Here is a 20,808-nt window from a genome sequence, read left to right on the forward strand (position 1 = left end):
CGTGCACCCTCGCGGCGAGCGCGGCAGGCCGAGGGGTCGCTCGATCCGCCGCGCAGCGCCGAGCGCGCCCGGCGCGGCATGGACGCCCGGCGCGAGCCGATCAACCCTCGTTGCATGGGGAGAGCTCTTTTCTTGATCATGGTCACGGGTCTGCTGTCGACGTCGCTGCTCGGGTGCGGAGGGGCCTCGCCGCCTCTGATCGAGCAGCCCGAGCCCGCGCGGCCGGAGGAGCCGTCGCCGACGGCCGAGCCCACGAACGATGCCGCCCAGGGCGCCGCGGCGCGGGAGGCAGACCCGGCGCCCGACGCGCCGGCGCCGGCGCCGCCGCGTCGCGACGACTCGGTGCCCGACGACTATGCGCTGATGCATGGCGACTGCGTGGAGCTCGGCAAGCGGCTCACGGTGCTCACGCGCTCGGATCAGGTCGCGGCGCTCAGCGCCAAGCTCACGGCGGAGCAGCGGGGCGAGACCGAGAAGAAGATCGACGCCGTCGCGGCCACGCTGGGGGAGCAGTACGCGCGGTCGTGCGAGCAGAACGTCGGCAAGAGCGTGGATCCGAGGTCGCTCAAGTGCGCGTTCGACGCGCGGACCGTCAGGGCGTTCGAGGCCTGCCTCAACGCCTCGCCGCCGGCCCAATGACGCCTCGGCGACGCGGCGAGCGGCGGATGACGGCGCGCTCTGTGGAGATATAATGGCCGTCACCCATGGACGCTTCGCTCCTCGATGACCCCTGGATCGCCGCTCAGGTCGACGCCGCCGTGGCGCCCTACGTGGGGCGCCTGCCCGCGCACGAGATCGCGTGGATGCGCGAGCAGCTCGCGGAGGTGCTCCTGCACGACGACGAGGCGAGCCGCCTCCTGAGGCGCGCACATCCGCGCGAGGTCGACGAGAGCGGCGAGCGGGCGTTCGGGGTGCTCGGCGCAGCGGGGCGCGCCAAGGCGGGATAGCGGTGCGCACTCCGGAAGACCGGCTGCTCGCCGAGGGGCTCGACCTGCTTCAGCTGGTCGCGAAGCGCATCGCGCGCCGTCTGGGCCGCCGCATCCCGGTGGAGGACCTCGTCGCGCTGGGGCACCCGGCGCTGCTCGAGATCGTGCGGACCCACGATCCGAGCCGATCCACCTTCGAGGCCTACGCCAAGAGGAAGCTCCGGTGGGCCATCTTCGACGGCGTCCGGAGGGAGACGCGCTGGCGTTCCGCGGCCGCGCGGGCCAGCGCGCTCGCTGCGTCGGCGCGCTTCGCCGAGGGGCGCGGGGCGGAGGACGACGCCGAAGCGCCTGCCACGCAGGAGGCCTACGCCGCGCGGCTCGGTGATCTGCTCGCCGGGCACGCGGCCGCGATGGCGCTCGGCCTGCTCTCGAGCCACGGGGACGTCGCAGCAGTCCCCGACGCCGCGGACGACCCGGAGGAGCGCGCCTCTCGCGCCGAACTCGCGCAGGCCGTGCGTCACGCCGTGAGCGAGCTCCCGGAGCGCGAGCGCGCCCTCGTGGAGCGCCACTATTTCGACGACGAGCGCTTCGACCAGATCGCGCAGGATCTCGGGATCAGCAAGAGCTGGGCGAGCCGGCTGCACAGCCAGGCCATCGAGCGCCTGGGCGAGCTGCTCCGCACAGCGCGCTGAGGCGCGGGCGCTCGCCGCCCGCCGGCGGATGCCGGTCAGCGCTGCCGGCTCTGGAACGAGCGGAGATACGGGGCCCGCTCCTCGTCGCTGACCGGCTCGTTGCTGATCACGCGGTGGTCGCGCGGCAGGAAATACACGAGCCGGACCGTCATGTGGTCCTTCGCGACGGTCAGCTTCCCCCTGCGACGGAGCTCCGCGGCCTCCTCGAAGCTCTGCGCCTTCGGATCGTAGGCGATCATGTGCAGATCTGACCCGAACGGCGCGGGCAGCTCTTCCACCTCGACGATCTTGTAGATGCGGAGCCCTCCGCTCTGCTCGGCGGCTGCGACCACGGCGCCGATCACCAGATCCTTGCCCGTCGGATCGGAGGTCTCGGGCACCGGGGGGGTGCGGTCACATGCAGGCGCGAGCGTCAGGATGCCGGCGCACACGGCGGCGAGCGCGATCGACCTCATGGGCGCTGAATAACATCGATGCCACCCGGCGCAAGCGGCGGTTGCTCGGGTTGCCCGCGTCACGCGGGCCCTGCACGCCGGGCGGGGGTCGCGGGCGTTGGTTGCGCGTCGCGACGTCGTCCGCCGCCTCGCGGCTGTGTCGTGGTAGACGGCGCGCTCGACACGGTGATCGGGAGCGATCCCTGGAGGAGTGCGATCATGCGACTCGAGGACACGAAGTTCGTCGTCACAGGTGCTGCCCAGGGGCTGGGTCGCCACTATGCGCTGCGGCTCGCGGAGCTCGGGGGCCAGGTCGCCGCCGGCGACATGAACGAGGAGGGGCTCGCGTCGCTCGTCGAGGCGGGCAAGGGGCTCGCCGGCAAGATCCACGCGCGGGCGGTCAACGTGGCGGTGGAGGCGGAGGTGGAGGCGTTCGTCCGCTCCGCGCACGAGGCGATGGGCGGCCTGAACGGCCTCGTGAACAACGCGGGCATCCTGCGGGACGGCCTGCTGGTCAAGAAGGACCGGCAGACGGGCGCGGTCGTCAAGCTGAGCGCGGCGCAGTGGCAGGCCGTCATCGATGTCAACCTGACGGGGGCCACGCTCATGGTCCGCGAGGTCGTCGCGAAGATGATCGAGACCGAGCAGAAGGGCGTCATCGTCAACATCAGCTCCATCGCGCGCCACGGCAACCGCGGCCAGTCGAGCTACACCGCCGCGAAGAGCGCGCTCGCGGCGAACACGAAGACCTGGGCGCTCGAGTTCGCGCCGTTCGGCATCCGCGTCGGCGCCGTCGCGCCCGGCATGATCGAGACGCCCATGACGCAGGGCATGCACCAGAAGGCGCGCGACGCCCTGGTCGCCATGATCCCTGTGGGCCGCATCGGCGTGCCCGAGGATATCTGGCAGGCCGTGCGCTTCGTGATCGAGTGCGAGTACTTCAACGGTCGCTGCATCGACGTCGACGGCGGCCTCACGATGTGACGCCTTCGCGCGGCCGACCGCTCCGCGGTGGGCGAGCGTTCGCGCCTCGCCTCCTCGCCCGCCAGCCCGCGCTCGCGCGGCGTCATCTTCCGCCGGTCTGACCGGCTGCATCCCTGCCCGATCCCTCTTCCCCCGGTGCTCCTGGGCGCTCGACTCACCGAGCGCTGCTCGGCGCGCTCGCGCGCTCGACCGACCGAGCGCTGCTCGGCGCGCTGATCGAGCGCTTCTGGCTCGATCCAAGGCGATTTCGGACCACGTGCCGACTCGACAATCCGCCCAGGCGACGTTCCCCTTGACGCTTCGATATTGAAAGCTATGTTCAATATCAATCCCACCAGTTCCGTAGCCGGGGTTCTGCATGTACGTCTGCCTCTGCATGGGCGTCTGTGATCGAGAGATTCGCGAAGCGATGAGTGAGGGCGCCTGCTCTGTTTCGCAGGTGATGGAGTGCACGGGCGCCGGTACGCGCTGTGGCTCCTGTCGGTCGACGATCGCCGAGCTTGTCGGCGAGCGCGACGGCGCCTCGACGCCGCGCCGCCTGGTGATGGCGCCGGTCTCCAGCGCAGCTTGATTCTCCGGACTGGCCGGCGACACGCTGAACGCCTTGGTTTCCGTCGGGAGCGACGGCATCGCCGCCTGTTTCCTTAGAAACTTCTTGCGCACCTCCACGGACCTTGCGCATTTGTGCGGGGCGCTGGCGCTCCAGTCAGCGTCCCCCCGCCCAACAGGGGCGGGGCCAGCACGACAGGCATGAGCGCGAGCATGAGCGCGAGAGGGGTTCGATGAAGGGTGCAAAAGACGTCGTTGATGCGTTGAACGAGGTGCTTGCAGCAGAGCTCGTCGCGATCAACCAGTATTTTCTGCACGCGAAGATGTGCTCGCACTGGGGCTTCGTCACGCTCGCTGCGCGCGGGCGCGCCGAGTCGATCGACGAGATGAAGCACGCCGATGCGATCATCGAGCGCATCCTCTTCCTGGACGGGCTGCCCAACCTGCAGCGCCTGGACACCCTGCACATCGGGCAGAGCGTGCCGGAGCAGCTCAAGAGCGACCTCGATCTCGAGTACAACGCGGTCAAGCGGCTCAACTCCGCGATCGCGCTCTGCCGCGACAGGGGCGATCGCACCAGCGAGGAGCTCCTGGCCAGGATCCTCGAGTCCGAGGAGGAGCACATCGACTGGCTCGAGACGCAAATCGGGCTGATCGAGAAGCTCGGCGAGACAGCCTACCTCGCCCAGCAGATCCGCGAGTAGGGGAGGGTGGGGGACGCCCCTCGCGCAGAGGGCATCCCTCGTGCACCCTTCTGGCGGCGGAGGTCGTGCTTGACGTACGATGCTATGGACGCATGTCCAAGGCGCCGCGGACGACCGTGCTCGCGCGCTTACGCGCCAGCGCGGTACGTCGGTCGTGATCGTCGCGCTGCGCTCGTCCCCCGGAGGAGGATGAGCGCGGCGGGGGAAATCCATGTCGAAGATTCTTGTCGTCGATGACCAGCGGAACATGCGGACCACGCTCGCGATGATGCTGCGTGGCGCCGGGTACGAGGTCGATGAAGCGGCGGACGGCAGCCAGGGCGCCGATCTGGGCGCCAAGGGGGCGTACGACGTCGTGCTCACCGACCTCCGGATGGGCGGCTTCGACGGGATCGGCGTCCTGCGCGCGGTGAAGGAGTCGAACGCGAACACGGAGGTCATCGTGATGACCGCGTACGGCACCATCGAGAGCGCGGTGGAGGCGATGCGGCTCGGCGCGTTCGACTACATCCAGAAGCCCTTCTCGGAGCAGGAGCTGCTCGTGAAGGCCGAGCGCGCGATCCAGAACCGCAAGCTCACCGGAGAGGTGCAGCTGCTCGCCAGCGAGTTCAAGGAGCGCTACCGGTTCGAGAACATCGTGGGCCGCTCGCAGGCGGTCCGAGAGGTGCTCGGCCGGATCGTCAAGGTCGCGCCGACCGACGCGACGGTGCTCATCACCGGCGAGAGCGGCACCGGCAAGGAGCTCGTCGCCAAGGCCATCCACGCCAACAGCAAGCGCGCCGACCGCCCGTTCGTGCCGGTGAACTGCGCCGCCATCAGCGAGACGCTCCTCGAGAGCGAGCTGTTCGGCCACGCGCGAGGCTCGTTCACGGGCGCGATCTCGGCGAGGAAAGGGCTGTTCGAGGAGGCCGACGGGGGCACGTTCTTCTTCGACGAGATCGCCGAGACCCCGCTCACCTTCCAGGCGAAGCTGCTCCGCGCGATCCAGGAGAACGAGATCCGCAGGGTAGGCGAGAACAAACCCATCAACGTCGACGTGCGCATCATCGCCGCGACGAACCAGGAGCTCCTGACCGCGGTGTCGGAGAAGCGGTTCCGCCAGGACCTCTACTACCGGCTGAACGTCGCGCGCTTCGTGCTCCCGCCGCTCCGCTCGCGTCGCGAGGACATCCCGATCCTCTGGGAGTTCTTCCTGGAGAAGTACAACCGCAAGATGAGCTGCCGCGCCCGCGCCGCCGATGGCGTCGTCGAGGCGCTGACGCAGTACGACTTCCCCGGCAACATCCGCGAGCTCGAGAACATGGTCGAGCAAGCGGTGGCCCTCTCGGGCGGCGGCGTCATCAGCGTCGACGACGTGCTGCCCGCCGCGGTGCAGCCGAAGCGCGCGCCGGAAGCCGGCGGCAGGCTGCTCGCCGACGTCGTCGACTGCGCCGAGCGCCAGGCGATCGAGGCCGCGCTGCGGGAGTGCGACGGCAGCCGGGAACGCGCCGCCGAGGTGCTCGGGATCAGCGCGACCACGCTGTGGCGCAAGATGACCCGCCTGACGATCACGTATCCCCCGGGCTGAAACGGCGCCGATCCGCCGAGCGCCTTCCATCGCCTGCCAGCCGGGCTCAGCAGCCCGCTCCCACGGCACACAGCGACCTCAGGCGGACCGCGCTCGACGGGTCGTGCTCCCCCGGCACCGCGACCTGCTGCCCGTCGAGCTCAGCCTGCATTCCTCCGTTCGGGTGGTAAGGAAGCGGCCTCTCGATCGGAGCAAACCACCTGACTCAGCAGCAAATCGGGGGAGCTAGCCTACGCGAGATTGCATCTTTGCAATGATGCAGCGTCGGGATTTGCCTTAGTGCAATGAGGCGCCTGATGTAGACTGTGCTCTTCTGTTTCACTTTAGCGTCGGCAACCGCAACGCGTCGATTCGGGAACTTGGCCCGATGATTGCTAGACAGATAGGCGTATTGAATGGCGGCGATCGCCGCAGGAGGACGCTTAATGGCCCGCATGCTGATCGTGGACGGTGAGAATTCCCAGCGTCGCGCTCTTTCGGCAGGGCTAAGCGTCGAGGGGTTCGAGGTCGTGTTCGCCGCCTCGTTCCAGGATGCGCTGTTCACCCTCGGCTCGTCTCCGGTCGACGTGGCGATGATCGACCTGATGATGCCGGACCTGAACGGCCTCGAGCTGGCGCGGCACATCCGGCATGCGTTCCCGAGGGTGCGGGTCGTGCTCTCCAGCGCCTATCACCTCTCCGCGCGCCAGGTCGAGCGCGCCGACTGCGGCGCGGTGGCCTTCGTCCCCAAGCCGTATCAGGTGGGCGAGATCTGTCGCTTCCTCCGCGCCAAGACGAACGTGCTCACGCCCGCGTCGTGCTAGTAGCGCGGCGTGCGCTGCGAGCTGCTCGACTACGAACTCCCTGAAGCGCTGATCGCTTCGCGGCCCCCCGAGGAGCGCGACGGAGCGAGGCTCCTCCTCATCGATCGCGGCCGCGGAGCGGGCGAGGTCGAGCACGCGGCGATCCGCGATCTCGACCGGTACATCGAGCGCGGCGCGCTCGTCATCGTCAACGACACGAAGGTCGTCCCCGCTCGTCTGTTCGGGAGGAAGCGCGGCACAGGCGGGCAGATCGAGCTCTTCCTGCTGCACCGGCTGGACGGGGCCCCGGCCGGCGCGGAGGACCTCGGCGGAGGGCCGCAGGAGAGCGCGCCGCGGTCCGAGCGCTGGCGAGCGATGGGGCGCGCCTCCAAGCCGATACGCCCGGGATCGGTGCTCGATCTCGAGCGCGACGGCGCGCTGGTCGCGGAGGTGCTGGAGCGCGCCGAGGACGGCGTGCTCACGGTGCAGCTCTCCTCGCCCGCGGGGCTGTCCGTCGCCGCTGCGATCGACGCGTACGGGCACGTCCCGCTCCCGCCCTACCTCGGGCGCGGCGACGACGCGTCCGATCGCGAGCGGTACCAGACCATCTTCGCCCGGGTCCCAGGGGCGGTCGCCGCGCCCACGGCGGGCCTCCACCTCTCGCCCGGCCTCGTCGAGCGGCTGCGCGCGAACGGGGTCGAGATCGCGAGCGTCACGCTGCACGTCGGCCTCGGTACGTTCCAGCCGGTCACGGTCGACGATCTCGACCTGCACCCGATGCACGCGGAGGTCTACTCGATCCCGGACGCGACCGCGGGCGCGATCGCGGCGGCGCGCGATCGCGGCGCGCCGGTGATCGCGATCGGCACCACCGTGGTGCGCGCGCTCGAGTCGGCCGCCGATCCGGCCCGCGCAGGCCTCGTGCGGGCGCAGTCCGGGGAGACGCGCCTCCTCATCCAGCCGGGCTATCGGTTCCGCGTCGTCGACGCCCTGCTGACCAACTTCCACCTGCCGCGCTCGACGCTGCTCGCGCTGGTGTTCGCCTTCGCCGGCCGCGAGCGCACGCTCCTCGCGTACCGCGCGGCGATCGACGCCGGCTACCGCTTCTACTCGTATGGTGACGCCATGCTGATCCGCGGGGTGGACGCGCCATGAGCCGGACGCCTGGTTTCTCCTTCTCCGAGCTCGCGAGGGACGGGCATGCCCGGACGGGCGTGCTCTCCACGCCGCACGGCGACGTGCTGACCCCGACGTTCATGCCGGTCGGCACCCAGGGCAGCGTGAAGACGTTGACGCCCGCCGAGGTGGCCGCGACCGGCGCGAGGATCGTCCTCGGCAACACGTACCACCTGTGGCTCCGCCCTGGCCCCGAGCTCGTCGCGCAGCTCGGCGGTCTGCACGCGTTCACCCGCTGGCCGCACGCGATGCTCACGGACTCCGGGGGCTTCCAGGCCTTCTCGCTCGCCGAGCGGCGCACCCTCATCGAGGACGGCTTCGTGTTCCGATCGCACCTCGACGGCGCCCGCAAGACGCTCACGCCCGAGGTCGCGATGGAGGTGCAGGGGCTGCTCGGGGCCGACATCGCGATGCAGCTCGACGTGTGCCCGCCGGGCGGCGCGCCGCGCGCAGAGGTCGAGGAGGCGTGTCGCCTGACGACGCGCTGGGGGAAGCGCTGCCTCGCCGCGAAGCGCCCGAGCCAGGCGCTCTTCGGCATCGTGCAGGGCGGCACCTCGGTCGCGCTGCGCACGGCGCACGCCGATGAGCTCGGCGCGTTGCCGTTCGACGGGCTCGCCCTGGGCGGCTTCTCCGTGGGCGAGCCGATCGCGATGATGCACGAGGTGGTCGCGCAGATCGCGCCGCACCTCGACCCGACGCGCCCCCGCTACCTCATGGGCGTGGGGACGCCGCTCGACCTCGTGCACGCCATCGGCGCCGGGGTCGACATGTTCGACTGCGTGCTCCCCACCCGGAACGCGCGGAACGGGCAGGCGCTCACGCAGCACGGCAAGATCGTCATCAAGCAGGCCCGCTACAAAGAGGATCGTTCGCCGCTCGATCCGACCTGCGCTTGCCCGACCTGCGCCGGCGGATACAGCCGCGCGTACCTGAGGCACCTCTACATGGCCGGCGAGATCCTGGTGCTGCGCCTGCTGACGGAGCACAACCTCCACCTCTATGGCCGCCTGATGCGAGAGGCGCGCGCGGCGATCGCCGAGGGGAGGTACGCGGCGTTCGCGCGCGCGTGGATCGGCGCGAGCGACGCCGGCAAGGCGAACGGCGCGAACGATACAGCGGACACGACCGAGTCGACCGAGTGACCCTACATCGTCGCCATGACCGCTTCGATGCGTTCACGGAGCGGGCGCAGAGGGCGCCGTCGCGCCGCGGGCGCATCGCCTGCGCTGCCGGGAGGGTTCCGGAGTAACATGGGCGGATGGTGAGCTCTCGCCTCTGGCGCCGGGACGCGCGCTCGGATCCGCGCGCATCGGGCGGCGTTCTGGCCGCGCTCGACCCGGCCGTATGCCCGAGCCGCCGGCGCACGGGCCCGAGCCGGTCGTGTCGGTCGGACGGCCGCCCTCGCGCGCGGGTCGCGTGCTTGCCCGCGCATTCCTCGTCCATTAGCCTTCGAACTCGGCCCGCGGAATGACGCAAGACGCCAACAAGAAGCCGCTCGGACGCATCCTCCTGCAGCAGAGGGCGGTCACCCAGCCCCAGCTCGAACAGGCGCTCCTCGAGGCGCGCGCGAAGGGGGTGCCCCTCGCCACGAACCTCATCGAGAGCGGCACCGTCTCCGAGGTCGCTGCGCTGAAGGCCCTCTCCGAGCAGAGCGGCGTTCCTGGCATCGATCTCAACCAGGTCTGCATCAAGCTGAGCGACCTCTCCATCCTCCCCCGCGAGATCGCCGCCAAGCACAAGCTCCTTCCCGTGCTCGTGCGCGAGGATCGCATCCTCGTGGCCATGGCCGCGCCCGCCGACAAGAAGGTCATCGACGAGCTCGAGTTCGTGACCGGCAAGCGCGTCTTCCCGTACATCGCGCTCGCGGGGCCCCTCGTGCGGACCATCGCGGCCGCCTACGACATGAAGGAGCAGGGCGAGCCGTTCTACGTGGGCGCCAAGTGCCCGCCCGAGGTGCTGAAGCGGGCCGGGCTCGGCTCCACCACGTCGTCCGCCTCCGAGGCGCCGCCCGCGCCCCCTCCCGCCCCTGCACAGCCTTCGCAGCCTGCGCCGCGCCGGCCTGCGTCCGCCGTGCCCCCGGCGTCGGCGGCCCAGGCCCCGGCGGCCCAGGCCCCTGCGGCGCCTGCTCCCAGCGCCGCCCCGCCGCCGCCGCGGCCCGCGCCGGAGCGCCCGCGTGACGACGCGGAGATCTCGTTCGCCGATCTCACCGACGAGCCGAGCCCGCCTGCTGCACCGTCGCCGGCCCGCCTCTCCTCGGCAGGTCCGCCGCTCGTCGTCGACGACGCCATGCGGAGGGCGGCGGCGGCCGACGAGCTCACGGACACGGATTTCGGCACCGCAGACCGCGATCTGTCCGTCGTCGAGTCGCTCCCGGGCGCAGGCAAGGCGCCGCAGGGCGATCAGACGACGATCCTGGTCGTCGACGACGAGCCGGAGATCCGGAAGCTGCTCCGTCGCATCTTCGAGGAGCGCGGGTACCGCGTGGAGGAGGCCGATCGCGGGCTCCTCGCGCTGCGCATGGTCAAGGAGAATCCGCCCGACGTGATGATCCTCGACGCCATGCTGCCGGAGGTGCACGGCTTCGACATCGCCCGCCGCATGAAGGGCACCCAGCGCTACGGCCACATCCCGATCATCATGATCTCGGCCGTCTACCGCGGGTGGCGGTTCGCGGAGGACCTGAAGTCGAGCTACGGCGTGGAGGCCTACATCGAGAAGCCCTTCCGGGTCGCCGATGTCGTCGCCGCCGTCGAGAACGCGCTCCAGGCGCGCTCGATCCGCGGCGATCAGGACCGGATCTCGGCCGAGGCGGAGCGCCTCCTCGCCGCGGGGATCGCGGCGTATCGCGCGGGCGATTTCGACAAGGCCGTGCGGCACCTGCGCGAGGGCACGGCGATCGACCCGCTCGCGTACCGGCTGCACTTCCACCTCGGCCTGCTCTACGGCAAGCAGGGGCAGCTCTACGACGCCATCCAGGAGCTGGAGACGGCGCTGCACATCAACGGCAAGCACTTCCCCGCGCTGAAGAACCTCGCCGTGCTCTATCAGAAGGCCGGGTTCCGCAACAAAGCCATCGAGACCTGGGAGCGCGCGCTGGGCGTCGCCCCCGATGACCCGACGCGGCAATCGATCAAGGAGCACTTGCTCGGGCTTCTCTGACCGCCTACCCCATGTCGTCTGGGGCCAAGCTGTCGTAGACTGCGCCATTCCACCGGCAGGCGCGTCCCTGGATGAAATTCATCTGCGATAACTGCAAGGCCAAGTACCAGATCGGTGACGAGAAGGTCGCCGGCAAGATGGTGCGGATGCAGTGCCGGCGTTGCGGGCACCTCATTCAGGTCAGCGCGAGCGTCACCGAGAGCTCCGTCGCGCGTGCTCTCCCTGTCGAGCCGCCGCGCGAGGCGGGCGACGAGGCGCACGTCGCCCCTCCGAGCGACGAGGCGCCGGCGGCGGACGCGGGGGCAGCGAGCCCGTTGAAGCCGCCGCCGGCTTCTTCGCTGGGCCAGGGCGCCGCGCCGGCGCCGCCCCGGCCGACATCCCAGGCCCTGCCGCGCCCGGCGGGCGCTCCTCGACCTCCGGTCGCGCCGCGCGCCGTCCCCGGACCGGCGTCGAGCCCGCGTCCGGCGACCGCGCCGCAGGCGGCCCCTGCGGCCCGGGCCGTGCAGCCGGCGCCCGCAGCGCCGGCGCGTTCCCCTGCGCCTGCCGCCAGGGCGGCGGAGCCCGCGCCCCCGGCGGGGGCCGCCGGCGCGTTCACGCGCGCGATGTCCAATGACCGCCCGCTCGGGAAGGCGCCGGCCGTGCGCGCCACGGCGAGCGAGGACTGGTACGTCGGGGTCGGCGGCGTCCCGCTCGGTCCGGTGCGCCTCTCGGTCATTCGCGACAAGGCGCTTGCCGGCGCGGTGGACGGCGAGTCGCTCGTCTGGCGCGAGGGCTTCGATGAGTGGCTGCCCCTCAAGAACTTCCCGGAGCTGCTCGAGATCGTCACGCAGGCTCAGTCCACCCGCCTGTCTCCGCCCGCGCGCCGCATCAGCACCACGGGCTCCTCTGTCGGTCAGCCGCAGGCGTCTCCGTCGGCGAAGGCGCCCTCCTCGTCGAGGATCCCTGCGCTCGCAGGGGCCGCGCCCGCGCGCCCGGCGACACGCGAGCCGGAGCCTCCTGGCCTGAACGAGCAGGCCCCGGCCGTCGCCGCCTTCACCGCCGCGGGGACGCCCGGTGCATCGACCCCGCTGCCCGCGCCGGTCGCGTCAGCTACGTCCGTTGCGTCCGTCGCGCGCGTCACGCCGGGGGTGGTGCCAGCAGCGAGCGCGCCGGCCGCATGGCCAGGCGCGCCGGCAGGCGCCGTGCGGACCCACGCCGCGGGCGCTGCGCCGGTGGAGGTGCTCGCCGATCCCTTCGCGGCCGATCGAACGGCCCCCGTCGCGTTCGCGCCCGGACCCGAGCTGCCCGCGTCCGCCTCGACCGAGCTCGCTCGTGGGGCCGGCGGCCTGGCCGCCGGTGGGGCGCCCTCTGCGGCGGCGCCCGCGGGCGGCCTGGCCGCTGGGGTAGCGCGCTCTGCGACGGCGCCCGCAGGCGGAAGGCTGACCGCCGGGGCCTCGTCCGCCGCGCCGGCAGGGGCCCTCTCTGCGGCGGAGCCCGCACCTCTGGTGGCCACGCCTGGCAGCCTGGTGGAGACGGTCGCGCCAAGGCGGCGGTCGGGCATGAGCCCGCTCGCTTACGCCTTCATCGCCATGGCAGCGGCGTTCGGTGGCGTCTCCGCGTTCGTCCTCCTCTCCCCGAAGCCGCAGCCCGTGCAGGTCGTGACCGCCCCCCCGCCGCAGAGCCAGCCGGCGGATTTGCCCACGGCGGCCCCGCCGCCACCGCCGAGCGTCGAGCCGGACGCGCCTGCGCCAGCCGAGACGGCCTCCGCCCGTCCAGAGGTCGCTTCGACGGGCAAGGCGGGCGGCGTCGCGAGCCAGCGCCCTCCTCCGGACAAGCCAGCCGCTCCGCCGGCCTCTGCCTCTGCCCAGTTCGACCGGTCCGGGTTCGGCGCTGGGGTCCCCGGCCCCTCGTCAGGACCGGGCAGCCAGGGGGTCGGCGCCGGCTTGACCCCGCTTTCCCAGGGGGAGATCTCCGGCGTGGTCGAGTCGAACCGCCCCAGCGTCCGGCGCCACTGCTGGCAGCCCGCCCTCGACGCGCGCGCCAGCAACGCGGCCAGCACCGCCAGGGTCTCCGCTTCGGTGGTCATCGCCGCCTCGGGCGCCGTCCAGTCCGTCTCGGCCGGCGGGTCGGAGAAGGATTACCCCGGCCTGTCGAGCTGTATCGCCTCCCGGATCAAGTCCTGGCGGTTCCCTCCTTCCTCGGGTTCCACCCCCGTGACCATTCCGTTCGTCTTCGCCGCGCAGTAGCGCCCCCTGCTCAGCAGGGACACACCCGCGGAGCGAAGGCCGCTCGAGCGGGCGCTTGGCTTTACGTCTGCCCAGGCAGACGGTAATCGACGCGCTCATGGCAGAGCGCAAAGTCCGAATCCTCGTGGCGAAGCCCGGCCTGGACGGCCACGACCGCGGCGCCAAGGTGGTCGCCAGGGCACTCCGCGATGCGGGGTTCGAGGTGGTCTACACGGGCCTGCACCAGACCCCCGACATGATCGCCTCCGCCGCCGTGCAGGAGGACGTCGACGCCGTGGGCCTGTCGATCATGTCCGGAGCGCACAACACCCTCTTCCCCGCGGTTATCGAAGCGCTCCGCAACCACGGGGCCGAGGACATCGTGGTGTTCGGTGGGGGCATCATCCCGGATGAGGACATCGCGCGGCTCCAGCACGCCGGCGTGAAGGGCGTCTTCACCCCCGGGACCACCCTCAAGAGCATCGTGGAGTGGGTCCAGACCAACGTGACCCCCCACAGCTGACCGCCGCCGCGTCGATCCTCCCCACTCTCCCCCACCGCGCTCCTCCCGCCGGGCCATCACGGTCGGGCCACCGCGCCCCTCCTCACCAGGTCACCGCGCTCCTCCCCACCGGGCTTCCCCCCGGCAAAGGGCTCGCTGAGCCCGTCCGGTAACCCGGATACGCACCCGTTCGTCCGGCTGCGAATCGACGTGCCCAACGGCGGCGATCCGCCTTGCCTGCTTTCCGTCTTGCCAGCGTCCGCCGGACGCGTTCCAGCCCACCTCCCAGCGGCTCCCCACTTCCTCCCACGGACCTGCCCGGGGACCATTTGTCGATAAATCACGCTGTTTTGTTGGGTGCCACCTTGAGGGTGCATGTCCTACATAGGTGGTGGATGAGGTCCAGAAATCTCCCAAACTGTTGACACTCGGCACCTCACTCCGTAGCGTGGCGGAGCTTCGTGGGAAGAAGTGGCAGAGAATGTCACGACGCGGCGTGCGCCCGGTGGAGCAACGCGTCGCCAACCCCTCGGCGGGACGGACCAGCCGGAGCTGGGGTCGATGAGCACGATGTTTCGCGGTCACTTCGAGCACGCGATCGACGCGAAGGGGCGCACGAGCCTTCCTTCGCGCTTTCGCGATGTGCTCGCGGCCGCGAACGACCTGCGGATGGTCATCACCCCGGCCCTCTTCGACCCCTGCCTGCACGCGTATCCGATGAAGGCCTGGGAAGAGCTGGAGGCGAAAATTGCAGCACTTCCGCAATTTGATTCGAACGTTGTCGCATTCCGGCGCCGTTACCTGTCCGCGGCCGTCGAGTGTGACCTTGACAAGCAGGGCCGGATCCTCATCCCGCCGTCCCTCCGCGAGCACGCGGACCTCACGAAGGACGTGCTGTGGGCGGGCATGGGCCAGACGATCGAGCTCTGGTCGCAGGAACGGTGGAAGGCCGCTCAGCAGATGAGCGAGGTCGAGCTTCAGAGCTTCAAGAACGCAATCGCGGAGCAGTTCCGCCTATGAACGTCGTCAATGTAGTCCCCATGCACCTGCCTCCTCCGCCGCCGCGCCCGCGCGGCGAGCAGCACGTCTCCGTCCTCGGCCGCGAGGTGCTCGCGGCGCTCTCGCCGGTCAGCGAGGGCGTCTACGTCGACGCCACCCTCGGCGCCGGCGGCCACACCGCGACGATCCTCGAGACGCCGGGCGCCCGGGTCATCGGGATCGATCGCGACGAGCGCGCCCTCGCCATCGCGCGCGCCCGGCTCGCCCGCGCGGGGGAGCGGGTGACCTACGTTCACGGCGAGTTCTCCGAGATCGAGCGGCACCTCGCGGCCCTCGGCGTCCCGCAGGTGGACGGCCTCTTGGCCGACATCGGCGTGAGCTCCATGCAGCTCGACGACCCGGCCCGCGGCATGAGCTTCCGCGCGGAGGGGCCGCTCGACATGCGGATGGACCCGAGCCGCGGCGAGACGGCGCTCGAGCTCATCGAGCGGCTCAGCGACGAGGAGCTCGCGGATCTCATCTACCGCTACGGCGAGGAGCGCCGCAGCCGGAGGGTCGCGCGTTGCATCAAGCAGGCGGCCGACAGCGGCGAGCTCGCGACGACGCTCGATCTGCGGCGCGCCGTGGTGCGCGCCGTCGGGCCGGCGCGCATCGGCGGCGTCGATCCGGCGACGCGCACGTTCCAGGCGCTGCGCATCGCGGTGAACGGTGAGCTCGACCAGCTCGAGGCGCTGCTCGAGGCGGCGCCCAGGATCATCGCGCCGGGCGGCGTGCTCGCGGTGATCTCGTTCCACTCGCTGGAGGACCGCATCGTCAAGCGCGCGCTGCGTGAGCCGGAGGTCTGGGAGCCGCTGACGAAGAAGCCGGTGACCGCGGGCGACGACGAGGTCGAAGGCAACCCGAGGGCCCGCAGCGCGAAGCTCCGCGCCGCGAGGCGCGTGGGCGGGGCGGAGGCGCTCGCGTGACGCAGCAGCGTCCGTTCCTGATCTTGTGGACGCTCGCGGTGGCCGCGACGGTGGCGGCCTTCGTCGTGCACCTCGCGCTGCGAGGGCGCACGGTGGACCTGGGCTACAAGCTCGGGCGAGCGCGCGCCGAGCAGGCGCGGCTGCGCGAGGTCAAGCGGGTGCTCTCGCTCGAGGCGGCCAGCTACGAGACGCCGCAGCGCGTGGAGATGGTCGCCCGCTCGCTGCTCGGCATGACGCCGCCCCCGCCCGAGCGCGTGATCCCGGTGCGGGGCTACTCGGCGCCGCCCGGCGAGCGCGAGCCCGACGGCGACGAGTCCGGCAGCGCGCCGCCGAGCGGAGGGCAGCCGTGAAGAACCTCGATCCCCGGCGCGCGCGGTGGATCCGCATCCGCATGGGGCTGCTCTGCGGCCTCATGGCGCTCGGCCTGGGCGGCGTCGTGTCCGGCGCCTACCGCATCGAGGTCGAGGACGGGGACGCGTGGTACGACCTCGCCGAGCGGCAGCGCCAGCGGCGGCTCCACATCACGCCGAAGCGCGGCACCATCTACGACAGGAACGGCGCGCCGCTCGCGGAGAGCGTCGAGGTGCCCAGCGTCTCCGTGGACGCGGTCGAGATGCTCCGCGGCATCGAGGAGAAGTACGTCCCGATGCGGATCCAGCAGTACGCCGAGCGCATCGCGCAGGCGCTCTCGCTGCCGCTCGAGGAGGTCGTGGAGAAGCTCAGCCGGCGGCGCCGCTTCGCGTGGCTCAAGCGCCGCATCTCCGAGCAGGAGGTCGAGAACGTCCGCGCGCTCGGGGACAGGACGCAGCGCTACCCGGTGCGCGGGCTCGTGATCGAGGGCGAGGGGCGCCGCTTCTACCCGAACCGCGAGCTCGCCGGCCCGCTGCTCGGCTTCGTCGCCACCGACGGCGAGGGCAAGGAGGGGATCGAGCTCAGCCTGGAGCACGAGCTCCGCGGCAACGCGTCGGAGGTGCGCGGGCTCCGCGATCGCTCGGGCCGGCTCATCTTCTCGGAGGGGATCGAGGACGAGCAGGCGCTCGCCGGGCACAACGTCCACCTGACGATCGACAAGGGTATCCAGTTCACCGCCGAGCGCGAGCTCGAGGCGGCGATGAAGACCTACGAGGCGCTCGGCGGGTCGATCGTGGTCGTCGATCCGGAGAGCGGCGAGATCCTCGCCATGGCGAGCGCGCCGGGCTTCAACCCGAACGACTACTCGCAGAGCGATCCGGGGTCCCGGCGCAACCGCTGCGTCGTCGATCGCTTCGAGCCCGGCTCCACGATGAAGGTGTTCGCCATCGCGAGCGCGATCGCGGCGAAGAGCGTCTCCCCCAGCGCGACCATCTACTGCGAGGAGGGGAACATGGCGATCGACAACGTCGTGATCCACGACACGCACGTGCACAAGTGGCTGACGCTGCCGCAGATCCTCGCCCAGTCGTCCAACATCGGGACGGCGAAGATCGCGCTCGGGCTCGGCGAGCAGCGGCTTTACGAGGGCTTCCGTCGGTTCGGCTTCGGAGACCTGACGGGCGTGCCGCTGCCGGGCGAGTCCGTGGGCGTGCTGCGGCCGCGCGGCCGCCCCTGGGTCCAGGTCGAGACGGCGGCGGCCGCGTTCGGGCAGGGGATCAGCGTGACCACGCTCCAGCTCGCGATGGCCATGGCGTCGGTCGCCAACCACGGGCGGCTGCTCGAGCCGATCCTGATCAAGCGGGTCACCGACGGCACTGGCGTCACGCTGTCGGAGGCGTCGCCGCGCGTGCGCCGCGACGCGGTGCCGGCGCCGATCGCGCGGATGATGTCGGAGATGCTCGTCGCGGTGACGGAGGGGGACGGGACCGGCGTCGAGGCCGCGATCCCTGGGTTCCGCGTCGCGGGGAAGACGGCCACCGCGCAGAAGATCGATCCCGCGACGGGCAAGTACACGGACACCCACTACGTGGCGTCGTTCGTCGGGTTCGTCCCGGCCGAGCGGCCTCGGCTCGCCATCGCGGTGGTGCTCGATGAGCCGATGGGCGGCACGTACGCCGGCGGCTCGGTCGCGGCGCCCGTCTTCCGTCGGGTCGGTGAGATGGCGCTGCGCTACATGGGCGTTACCCCGCGCGGGAGCGTGCCGATGAAGCTGTCGGAGATCAGCGAGCAGTCGGGGGAGGACCTCGCGGCGAGCACCTACCAGGTGCTGAGCGAGGCGCGCGCCGCGGCGGCGCCGATCTCGACGGGGGTGGTCACGCCGTCCGCGCCGCTCAAGGCGGGGGAGCTGCGCGTGCCGGATCTGACGGGGCTGCCGCAGCGCGAGGCCGTGAAGAGCGCCGCTGCGCTCGGGCTCGATCCGAGCGTCGAGGGCACGGGCCGGCTCGCGCGCCAGGAGCCCCCGCCCGGGACCGTGCTGCCGAAGGGATCGCCCCTGAAGCTCATCTTCGAGCCCCCCACATGACGGAGCGCGATCACAAGGAAGCCAGCCTGGGCGAGGTCGAGCTCGCGCTCCGCCTCGGCGACGTGCTGCGCGAGATCCCGGGCGCCGCGCTCTCTCCGGCGGGCGCCGCGGACATGGTCGTGACGGGCGTGCACCTCGACTCGCGCAAGGTGGGGCAGGGGGACATCTTCGTCGCGCGCGCGGGCGCGCGCGCTCACGGCGAGCGCTTCATCCCCGAGGCCGTGGCGCGCGGCGCGCGCGCGGTGATCGTCGCCCGCGGGAGCGCCGCCGACACGCTCGGCGCCGCGCGCGTCGAGGTCCCCGACGTGCCGCTCGCGCTCGCGCAGGCCGCCGCCGTGGTCTACGGACACCCGACCTTCACGCTCGAGGTCGTCGGCATCACCGGCACGAACGGCAAGACGACGACGGCCCACCTCGTCCAGGCCTGCATCGATCGGTGCGGTGGCCAGGCCGGGATCGTCGGGACGCTCGGCTACCGCTTCGGCGATCTCGATGTCCACGCCTCGCACACGAGCCCCGAGGCGGACGAGCTCGCCCGCGTCGCCGCCGCGATGGTCGCCCGCGGCGCGACGCACCTCGTGATGGAGGTGTCCTCGATCGCGCTCGCGGCGAAGCGCGTCGACGCGGTCCGGTTCCGGATCGCCGTCTTCACGAACCTCACGCAGGATCACCTCGACTACCACGGCACGATGGAGGCGTACGCGGCGGCGAAGGCGCGCCTGTTCGTGGATCTCGGCCCCGGCGCCGCGGTCATCAACGTCGACGATCCCTTCGGGCGGCAGCTCGTCGAGATGCTCGCCCCGGGCGGGCTCTCGCGCCCGACCGCGGCGACGCTCGCGCGCTACTCGGCGGAGGTGGGCGCGCGCCCGGACGCGGCGGAGATCGCGCCCGTAGAGCTCGCGCACAGCGCGAGCGGCACGTTCATCCGCGCCCGCACGCCCGCCGGCGAGGTCACCATCCGCTCCCACCTGCTCGGCGCGCACAACGCGTCGAACCTGCTCGCCGCCCTCGCCGTCGCCTACCTGCTCGGGTTCGACGTCGGTGACGCCGCCGCGGCGCTCTCGTCTCCGATCCAGGTCGCGGGTCGCCTGGAGCGCTGCGATACCCCGGGCTCCGACGATGTGATCGTGCTCGTCGACTACGCGCACACGCCGGACGCGCTGGCCCGCGTGCTCGCGAGCGTCCGCGCCCTCGGCGGCCGGCGCACCCTCTGCGTCTTCGGGTGCGGCGGCGACCGCGATCCGCTGAAGCGGCCGCAGATGGGCGAGGCGGTCGGCCGCGCCGCCGACGTCGCCGTCGTCACCAACGACAACCCGCGGAGCGAGGACCCGCGCGCGATCGCCGACGCTATCCTGCCGGGGCTCGCCGCGGGGCGCGCGCGCGTCGTCGTCGAGCTCGATCGAGCGCGCGCGATCGAGCTCGCGGTGCTCGACGCCGAGCCGGGGGACGTGGTCCTCATCGCCGGCAAGGGCCACGAGCCGTACCAGATCATCGGCGGCGTCACGCTGCCGTTCGACGATCGCGACGAGGCGCGGCGCGCGCTCGCGGCGCGCCGCGCGCGGGCCCTCGGCGACCAGCCGCCGCACGGAGGTGCGGGGTGATCTACGAGCTCTTCTACCCGCTCAAGTTCCACTACGGCTGGCTGAGCTGGCTCAACGTCCTCCGCTACATCCCGTTCCGCACGATCATGGCGACGATCACCGCCATGGTGCTGACGTTCGTGCTCGCGCCGTGGTTCATCCGCGAGCTCCGGCGCAAGCAGATCGGGCAGGTGGTCCGCGCCGAGGGGCCGGAGACGCACAAGATCAAGGCGGGCACGCCGACGATGGGCGGCGCGCTCATCCTGCTCTCCCTGCTGCTCCCCACCGTGCTGTGGGCCGACCTCAGGAACCCCTTCGTCCTCGCGACGACGGCCGTCACCGCGGGCTACGGCGTCATCGGCTACCTGGACGACTTCCTCAAGATCAAGCGGCGGAACAGCGGCGGCCTGCCCGGGCGCTACAAGCTCATCGGCCAGGTGCTGATCGGCGGCGCGGCCGTGGCCTACACGTTCCTGCTCGCGTCCAAGCTCCCGCCGGACTGGGCGGAGATCAGGACGCGGCTCGCGATCCCGTTCGTCGCGTTCTCGAAGTACCCGATCGAGCTGCCGCTCTACGTCTACATCCCGTTCGCCGTCTTCGTCGTGGTCGCCACGTCGAACGCGGTGAACCTCACCGACGGCCTCGACGGCCTCGCGATCGGCCCGGTGATCATCAACGCGGGGACCTACCTCATCCTCGCGTACATCGTCGGCGCCTCCATCGCGAGCTTCTCGCTCGCGACCTACCTCGACATCCCTGCGATCGCGTCGGCCGGCGAGCTGTCGGTGTACTGCGGCTCGGTCATCGGCGCGGGGATCGGCTTCCTTTGGTACAACACGTACCCCGCCCAGGTCTTCATGGGGGACGTCGGGTCGCTCGCCCTCGGAGGCGGGCTCGGGATGCTCGCCGTCTTCACCAAGAACGAGCTCCTGTCGATCATCCTCGGGGGGATCTTCTTCATCGAGACGGTCAGCGTCATCACGCAGGTCCTCTCGTTCAAGCTCACAGGCAAGCGCGTCTTCTTGATGGCGCCGATCCACCACCACTACGAGAAGAAGGGGTGGGCGGAGCCCAAGATCATCGTCCGCTTCTGGATCATCTCCATCCTCCTGGCGCTGGTCTCCCTGGCGTCGATGAAGCTGCGGTGAGGG

Annotated in this window: 20 protein-coding genes; 19 read left to right on the top strand and 1 reads right to left on the bottom strand. The window is 71.4% G+C overall.

Annotated elements, in window-relative coordinates; genetic code table 11:
- Nucleotides 1-138: 138 nt before the first annotated feature.
- The 3 genes from WMF29_RS08840 (at nt 139) to WMF29_RS08850 (ending at nt 1,618) form a co-directional block, all read left to right on the top strand.
- A complete protein-coding gene (locus WMF29_RS08840) occupies nt 139-639 on the top strand; it encodes a hypothetical protein (RefSeq protein WP_437328425.1) in 501 nt (166 codons plus the stop codon).
- A gap of 65 nt (nt 640-704) precedes the next feature.
- The gene (locus WMF29_RS08845; protein ID WP_437328426.1) at nt 705-947 is read left to right on the top strand and encodes a hypothetical protein; all 243 of its coding nucleotides are present in this window, start codon (nt 705-707) and stop codon (nt 945-947) included.
- Nucleotides 948-949: 2 nt separating this feature from the next.
- A complete protein-coding gene (locus tag WMF29_RS08850; RefSeq protein WP_437328427.1) occupies nt 950-1,618 on the top strand; it encodes a sigma-70 family RNA polymerase sigma factor in 669 nt (222 codons plus the stop codon).
- A 35-nt stretch (nt 1,619-1,653) separates the two neighbouring features.
- Here the strand turns inward: WMF29_RS08850 and WMF29_RS08855 are convergent, their stop codons facing one another.
- Entirely contained in the window at nt 1,654-2,073 is a 420-nt protein-coding gene (locus WMF29_RS08855) for a hypothetical protein (protein ID WP_437328428.1), read from the bottom strand.
- A gap of 198 nt (nt 2,074-2,271) precedes the next feature.
- Between WMF29_RS08855 and WMF29_RS08860 the strand changes: the two genes are divergently transcribed.
- The 16 genes from WMF29_RS08860 to mraY all read left to right on the top strand — a co-directional run bounded on the left by WMF29_RS08860 (nt 2,272) and on the right by mraY (nt 20,805).
- A complete protein-coding gene (locus WMF29_RS08860; RefSeq protein WP_437328429.1) occupies nt 2,272-3,036 on the top strand; it encodes an SDR family oxidoreductase in 765 nt (254 codons plus the stop codon).
- A 358-nt stretch (nt 3,037-3,394) separates the two neighbouring features.
- On the top strand, nt 3,395-3,607 hold the full coding sequence (locus WMF29_RS08865; protein WP_437328430.1) for a (2Fe-2S)-binding protein: 213 nt from the start codon (nt 3,395-3,397) through the stop codon (nt 3,605-3,607).
- Nucleotides 3,608-3,818: 211 nt separating this feature from the next.
- Nucleotides 3,819-4,289 (top strand): bacterioferritin, encoded by a 471-nt coding sequence (gene bfr / locus WMF29_RS08870; protein ID WP_437328431.1) that lies wholly within the window; start codon nt 3,819-3,821, stop codon nt 4,287-4,289.
- 211 nt (nt 4,290-4,500) lie between these two features.
- A complete protein-coding gene (locus tag WMF29_RS08875; RefSeq protein ID WP_437328432.1) occupies nt 4,501-5,856 on the top strand; it encodes a sigma-54-dependent transcriptional regulator in 1,356 nt (451 codons plus the stop codon).
- Between the two features lie 395 nt (nt 5,857-6,251).
- On the top strand, nt 6,252-6,659 hold the full coding sequence (locus tag WMF29_RS08880) for a response regulator (RefSeq protein ID WP_437328433.1): 408 nt from the start codon (nt 6,252-6,254) through the stop codon (nt 6,657-6,659).
- A 9-nt stretch (nt 6,660-6,668) separates the two neighbouring features.
- Nucleotides 6,669-7,793 (top strand): tRNA preQ1(34) S-adenosylmethionine ribosyltransferase-isomerase QueA, encoded by a 1,125-nt coding sequence (gene queA, locus WMF29_RS08885; protein WP_437328434.1) that lies wholly within the window; start codon nt 6,669-6,671, stop codon nt 7,791-7,793.
- Nucleotides 7,790-8,956, top strand: a complete 1,167-nt coding sequence (tgt, locus tag WMF29_RS08890; RefSeq protein ID WP_437328435.1) for a tRNA guanosine(34) transglycosylase Tgt — start codon at nt 7,790-7,792, stop codon at nt 8,954-8,956. Before queA ends, tgt begins: the two co-directional genes overlap by 4 nt.
- A gap of 325 nt (nt 8,957-9,281) precedes the next feature.
- Nucleotides 9,282-10,973 carry a response regulator gene (locus WMF29_RS08895; protein ID WP_437328436.1) on the top strand — a complete coding sequence of 564 codons (1,692 nt, stop codon included), beginning with the start codon at nt 9,282-9,284 and terminating at the stop codon, nt 10,971-10,973.
- Between the two features lie 71 nt (nt 10,974-11,044).
- Entirely contained in the window at nt 11,045-13,198 is a 2,154-nt protein-coding gene (locus WMF29_RS08900) for a GYF domain-containing protein (RefSeq protein WP_437328437.1), read from the top strand.
- Between the two features lie 97 nt (nt 13,199-13,295).
- Nucleotides 13,296-13,700, top strand: coding sequence for a cobalamin B12-binding domain-containing protein (locus tag WMF29_RS08905; protein ID WP_437328438.1), 405 nt, complete (start codon nt 13,296-13,298; stop codon nt 13,698-13,700).
- Between the two features lie 450 nt (nt 13,701-14,150).
- The gene (mraZ, locus tag WMF29_RS08910) at nt 14,151-14,699 is read left to right on the top strand and encodes a division/cell wall cluster transcriptional repressor MraZ (RefSeq protein WP_437328439.1); all 549 of its coding nucleotides are present in this window, start codon (nt 14,151-14,153) and stop codon (nt 14,697-14,699) included.
- A 20-nt stretch (nt 14,700-14,719) separates the two neighbouring features.
- Entirely contained in the window at nt 14,720-15,643 is a 924-nt protein-coding gene (gene rsmH, locus WMF29_RS08915) for a 16S rRNA (cytosine(1402)-N(4))-methyltransferase RsmH (RefSeq protein WP_437331097.1), read from the top strand.
- Nucleotides 15,640-15,993: a hypothetical protein gene (locus WMF29_RS08920; RefSeq protein ID WP_437328440.1), complete on the top strand. Its 354-nt coding sequence runs from the start codon at nt 15,640-15,642 to the stop codon at nt 15,991-15,993. The genes rsmH and WMF29_RS08920 overlap by 4 nt, the downstream gene beginning before the upstream one ends.
- Complete coding sequence (locus WMF29_RS08925; protein WP_437328441.1) at nt 15,990-18,077, top strand: penicillin-binding protein; 2,088 nt, start codon at nt 15,990-15,992, stop codon at nt 18,075-18,077. Before WMF29_RS08920 ends, WMF29_RS08925 begins: the two co-directional genes overlap by 4 nt.
- The gene (locus WMF29_RS08930; RefSeq protein WP_437328442.1) at nt 18,074-19,678 is read left to right on the top strand and encodes a UDP-N-acetylmuramoyl-L-alanyl-D-glutamate--2,6-diaminopimelate ligase; all 1,605 of its coding nucleotides are present in this window, start codon (nt 18,074-18,076) and stop codon (nt 19,676-19,678) included. The genes WMF29_RS08925 and WMF29_RS08930 overlap by 4 nt, the downstream gene beginning before the upstream one ends.
- Nucleotides 19,675-20,805, top strand: coding sequence for a phospho-N-acetylmuramoyl-pentapeptide-transferase (gene mraY, locus WMF29_RS08935; protein ID WP_012234296.1), 1,131 nt, complete (start codon nt 19,675-19,677; stop codon nt 20,803-20,805). Before WMF29_RS08930 ends, mraY begins: the two co-directional genes overlap by 4 nt.
- The last annotated feature ends 3 nt before the right edge of the window (nt 20,806-20,808 follow it).

Origin of the sequence: Sorangium sp. So ce381 (genome assembly GCF_051473845.1) — a bacterium.
Taxonomy (GTDB): domain Bacteria; phylum Myxococcota_A; class Polyangia; order Polyangiales; family Polyangiaceae; genus Sorangium; species Sorangium atrum.

Excerpts from the sequence above, each read along its gene's own strand:
- WMF29_RS08840 (WP_437328425.1), top strand. The coding sequence starts at position 139 with ATGGTCACGGGTCTGCTGTCGACGTCGCTGCTCGGGTGCGGAGGGGCC.
- WMF29_RS08900 (WP_437328437.1), top strand. The coding sequence starts at position 11,045 with ATGAAATTCATCTGCGATAACTGCAAGGCCAAGTACCAGATCGGTGAC.
- WMF29_RS08845 (WP_437328426.1), top strand. The coding sequence starts at position 705 with ATGGACGCTTCGCTCCTCGATGACCCCTGGATCGCCGCTCAGGTCGAC.
- WMF29_RS08855 (WP_437328428.1), bottom strand. The coding sequence starts at position 2,073 with ATGAGGTCGATCGCGCTCGCCGCCGTGTGCGCCGGCATCCTGACGCTC.
- WMF29_RS08875 (WP_437328432.1), top strand. The coding sequence starts at position 4,501 with ATGTCGAAGATTCTTGTCGTCGATGACCAGCGGAACATGCGGACCACG.
- WMF29_RS08865 (WP_437328430.1), top strand. The coding sequence starts at position 3,395 with ATGTACGTCTGCCTCTGCATGGGCGTCTGTGATCGAGAGATTCGCGAA.
- bfr (WP_437328431.1), top strand. The coding sequence starts at position 3,819 with ATGAAGGGTGCAAAAGACGTCGTTGATGCGTTGAACGAGGTGCTTGCA.
- WMF29_RS08895 (WP_437328436.1), top strand. The coding sequence starts at position 9,282 with ATGACGCAAGACGCCAACAAGAAGCCGCTCGGACGCATCCTCCTGCAG.
- WMF29_RS08930 (WP_437328442.1), top strand. The coding sequence starts at position 18,074 with ATGACGGAGCGCGATCACAAGGAAGCCAGCCTGGGCGAGGTCGAGCTC.
- WMF29_RS08905 (WP_437328438.1), top strand. The coding sequence starts at position 13,296 with ATGGCAGAGCGCAAAGTCCGAATCCTCGTGGCGAAGCCCGGCCTGGAC.
- tgt (WP_437328435.1), top strand. The coding sequence starts at position 7,790 with ATGAGCCGGACGCCTGGTTTCTCCTTCTCCGAGCTCGCGAGGGACGGG.
- WMF29_RS08880 (WP_437328433.1), top strand. The coding sequence starts at position 6,252 with ATGGCGGCGATCGCCGCAGGAGGACGCTTAATGGCCCGCATGCTGATC.
- WMF29_RS08860 (WP_437328429.1), top strand. The coding sequence starts at position 2,272 with ATGCGACTCGAGGACACGAAGTTCGTCGTCACAGGTGCTGCCCAGGGG.
- rsmH (WP_437331097.1), top strand. The coding sequence starts at position 14,720 with ATGCACCTGCCTCCTCCGCCGCCGCGCCCGCGCGGCGAGCAGCACGTC.